The sequence below is a fragment of the Flavobacterium sp. genome, from assembly GCF_044371705.1.
In the GTDB taxonomy this organism is placed as follows: Bacteria; Bacteroidota; Bacteroidia; order Flavobacteriales; family Flavobacteriaceae; genus Flavobacterium.
In genome coordinates this window covers 1-4615 of record NZ_JBILTE010000198.1, presented here as the reverse complement: position 1 = coordinate 4615, position 4615 = coordinate 1, and the positions used below count along the sequence as shown (strand labels likewise).

The window sequence follows — 4615 nt, the reverse complement described above, 5'->3', positions numbered from 1 at the left end:
ATACGGATGTCACTTTCGATTCGAAAGACTCAACGCTGCTAGTGATAGATTCTGCTGATGAATTATTTATGTTGATTGTGAAGGAAGACAACACAAAAAACAGTACAGGAAAAAACTTATAAATCATTGTAATTCTTAGGTTTAAGGTTTGACTTGGGACGTCAAAAGTATTCAATTAATTTAAAAAACAAAATTTTCGATGTCTATTTAACAAAATGTAAACTTTTTGATATATTTTCAACACTGAACAGTGTTAACGAATTATTTCCAAAAATCGTATAAAACAGTAACAATTTAAATTGATTCAAGTCTAATACTTTATACTAAAATGAAAAAGTAATTGATAGGATATATGCTTTGGTTAATTTTGGTTCATATTTAATTTAATGCAACACTTACGCACAATCGTATTCACATTGGTTTTATTTGGCACAACTATCTGTTTTGGTCAGAAGAAAACCCTTCAAGCCATTGCAAGCAACGAAAACATCCTCATCGATGGTAAATTAGACGAAATTTCCTGGAAAAATGCTCCGGTTGCAAAAGATTTCTACATGTTTGAACCTGATAATGGTGTGCCAGAAACTAAAAACCAGCGTAGTGAAGTAAAAATTATTTACAACAATAACGCAATATATGTTGGTGCGATACTTTACGATGATTCGCCGGACAAAATTCAGAAAGAAATTACCCAGCGTGATATTTTTGGGACTTCCGATCTTTTTGGCATTTTCATCAATGGTTTCAACGATGGGCAACAAGACTTTCGATTCTTTGTTTCTGCTGCCGGCGTTCAAATGGATTGTTTAGCAACAGAATTAAAAGAAGACTTCACTTGGGACGCCATTTGGAACAGTGAAGTAAAAATCACTGAGTTTGGCTGGGTTGTTGAAATGGAAATACCCTATGCCGCTTTGCGATTTTCCAGTAACGAAAAACAAGTTTGGGGAGTGAACTTTTTTCGAGAAATTAGAAGAGACCGTCAAAAAAATACTTGGAGTCTTTTGGATCGATCTATTGGAGCAATTATCAATCAGGCAGGTGTTTTAGAAGGTATTCAAAAAATCAAACCTCCGACGCGATTATTTTTTATTCCGTATACATCTGCTTATTTCGAAACGTTTGAGAACACGACTAAAAGTCAGTTTAAAGTAGGTATGGACATCAAGTACGGTATCAATGATTCCTTTACATTGGATGCGATTTTAATTCCTGATTTTGGGCAAGCCGCATTTGACAATATTATTTTAAACTTAGGCCCATTTGAACAACAATTCAATGAAAATAGACCATTTTTTACGGAGGGAACCGATTTGTTCAGCAAAGGGAATTTGCTTTATACACGAAGAATTGGCGGACCGCCCACCACTTATCCTACAACCGGAGAAAATGAAATTGTAGCTGAAAATCCTACTAGTGTCAATTTAATTAACGCTGTGAAAATTTCCGGAAGAACCGCTGAAGGAATGGGTATTGGGTTTTTAAATGCTATAACCGAAGAAACTTATGCTACCATTACAGATACTGTTACGAACGAATCTAGAAAAGAATTAGTTGAACCTTTAACAAATTATAATGTATTGGTTTTTGACCAACGATTCAACCAAAACTCATCTGTTTCATTTGTGAATACCAATGTGACTCGTTTTGGAGATTTTAGAGACGCAAATGTGACCGGAATTATTTATAACATCAATACTAGCGGAAATAGGTTCAATGTTTCCGGCGATTTAAAAATGACTAGTATTTATGATTCTAAGGAACCAAATGGCTATTCTTCCTATTTTAGCATTGGAAAAACCTATGGAAAATCGCGGTATTCTTTGGCTACCAACTACGTTTCTGAAAATTTCGACATAAATGATTTGGGGATCAACTTTGTAACCAATTATCAAAATTTATATGCTAATTATAATTACAGAATTCTAAATCCATCCAAATATTTTAACTCATTCCGGATAAATTCCGATGTATACATGGAATTTGAAAACACCACGGGTCTTACTCAAGCCATGTGGTTAAAGGTTAGTGTTAATTCAAGTACACTAAAAAATGATTTTATCGGATATGGTTTTATTATCAATCCGAAAACCACCTATAATTTCTATGAGCCAAGAGTACGTGGCAGATATTTAGCTATTCCGGCTTCTAGAAGTGCTAATGTTTATTTTTCCTCCAATTACAACAGAAAATTTGCATTAGATATTGGTCCAGCTTATGGCGTCTTTGATCAAGAGAATAGAAATTTTTACGAATTAAATGTTAGTCCGAGGTATCGATTCAGCGACCGCTTTACCATTATCTACCAATTCAATTACTTGCAACAAAATAGTGATATTGGTTGGGTTGATCAAGTAGACTCGGATATAATTATGGCAGAAAGAAACCGGTTAACTATCACTAACGGATTGAGCGGAAAGTATGCCATCAGCAACAAAATGACGTTGAATTTAACTTCAAGATATTATTGGTCAATTGCCGAAAACATCAATTTTTATAAGCTTTCAGACGATGGATCATTTGAGCTTTTTCCATCCAATGATTTGAATAAAGACGCAAACTTCACTATTTGGAACTTTGATCTTTCCTATTCTTGGTGGTTTGCTCCCGGTAGCGAATTAAGAGCTTTGTACCGAAATAATGCTCTTAGTTTTACCAATATAATCGACGAAAATTTTAGTTCAAATGTAAACAACCTTTTAGAAAATAATCTGCGTCATGTATTTTCCATTAGTTTGCGTTATTTTATTGATTATAATCAAGCTAAAAATTGGTTTAAAAAAGGGTAATTATCACGATTATTAATTTGCACAAACTGTATCTTTGTTTGAAATATTTATATCATGAACAAAAAAGTTATTCTAATGATTTTAGACGGGTGGGGACATTCTCCTGACCCAAAAGTTTCTGCAATAGATCATGCCAATACACCATTTATTGACTCTTTATATAAAAATTATCCCAATGCTGAATTAAGAACTGACGGTTTAAATGTTGGCCTTCCGGAAGGTCAAATGGGAAATTCTGAGGTAGGTCACATGAATTTAGGTGCCGGTAGAATAATTTTTCAGGAACTTACCCGAATCAACTTAGCTGTTCAAAACAAAACTTTAAACAGTGAAAAAGTGCTGCAAGAAGCTTTTGAGTACGCTAAAAAAAATCGCAAAGACGTACATTTTTTAGGATTAGTCTCCGATGGAGGCGTGCATTCCCACATTGATCATTTGAAAGGATTAGTTGATGCAACCCAGGATTTTGGTATAGAAAATGTTTATATACATGCTTTTACAGACGGCCGCGACGTTGATCCAAAATCCGGCGTTCGATTCATATCAGAATTAGAAAACTACTGCAAAAATACCACTGCAAAACTAGCTACGATTATTGGTCGTTATTATGCTATGGACAGAGACAGACGTTGGGAGCGAGTAAAGCTAGCTTATGATTTATTAGTCAATGGTATAGGCACGCATTTTCAAAATGCAGTAGATAGTATTCAAGGTAATTATGCAAATGACATTACGGATGAATTTATTCAACCGATTGTGATGGTAGACGAAAATGACCAGCCATTAGCTACACTTAAAAATGGTGATGTGGTTATCTTTTTCAATTTCAGAACCGACAGAGGTAGACAACTGACAGAGGTTTTAACCCAATTTGATTGTCATGAACAAAACATGCATCAGCTGGATTTGTATTATGTGACATTGACCAATTATGATGAAACGTACAAAAATATCAAAGTCATCTACAACAAAGATAACACTGCAGAAACCTTAGGTGAAATTTTAGAAAGAAACCACAAAAAGCAAATCAGAATAGCAGAAACAGAGAAATATCCGCACGTTACTTTCTTTTTTTCCGGTGGCCGCGAAGAACCTTTTGAAGGTGAAACACGCATTTTAAGAAATTCTCCAAAAGTGGCTACATACGATTTAAAACCCGAAATGAGTGCCTTTGAACTGAAAGATGCTTTGATTCCTGAATTAGAAAAAGGTGAAGTTGATTTTGTGTGTTTAAATTTTGCCAATGGCGACATGGTGGGTCATACAGGAATCATGGAAGCTGCCATCAAAGCTTGTGAAGCAGTTGACACATGTGTAAAAGAAGTTATTGAAACGGCATTAGCAAATAATTACACCACTATTGTAATTGCCGATCACGGAAATTGTGAAACAATGATTAATCCGGACGGAAGTCCTAATACCGCTCACACCACAAACCCTGTTCCTGTTATTTTGGTTGACAAAGAACTAAAATCAATAAAAAGTGGTGTTTTAGGTGACATTGCTCCAACGATTCTTCATTTGATGGGAATTCCTAAACCAGCGGTCATGACAAGGGAAACCTTGGTGTAAACAAACCATATATTAAATTTTAGCCATTCAAAGAATGGCTTTTTTATTAAAAATTAGTTAATTACTTGCAAAAGTAATAGCGACACTATTACATTTGCATTGTATTCTATTAATATAAAAAAATTTCGATGAAAAATATACTAGAAGGCTTAAAAGTAAACATTAGCAATAAGATATATATCAAGGATCCTGAGACTTCAGAATTAGGAAAGAACATCATAGAAAATAGTATTTTACTCATCAATGAAATTGGA

Annotated in this window: 2 protein-coding genes; both read left to right on the top strand. The window is 34.4% G+C overall.

What is annotated here, in order from left to right; translation table 11 throughout:
* Positions 1-386 precede the first annotated feature (386 nt).
* Positions 387-2789 (top strand): DUF5916 domain-containing protein, encoded by a 2403-nt coding sequence (locus tag ACIQ2S_RS11495; protein ID WP_396176118.1) that lies wholly within the window; start codon positions 387-389, stop codon positions 2787-2789.
* A 54-nt stretch (positions 2790-2843) separates the two neighbouring features.
* A complete protein-coding gene (gene gpmI, locus ACIQ2S_RS11490) occupies positions 2844-4361 on the top strand; it encodes a 2,3-bisphosphoglycerate-independent phosphoglycerate mutase (protein ID WP_396176116.1) in 1518 nt (505 codons plus the stop codon).
* Positions 4362-4615 lie beyond the last annotated feature (254 nt).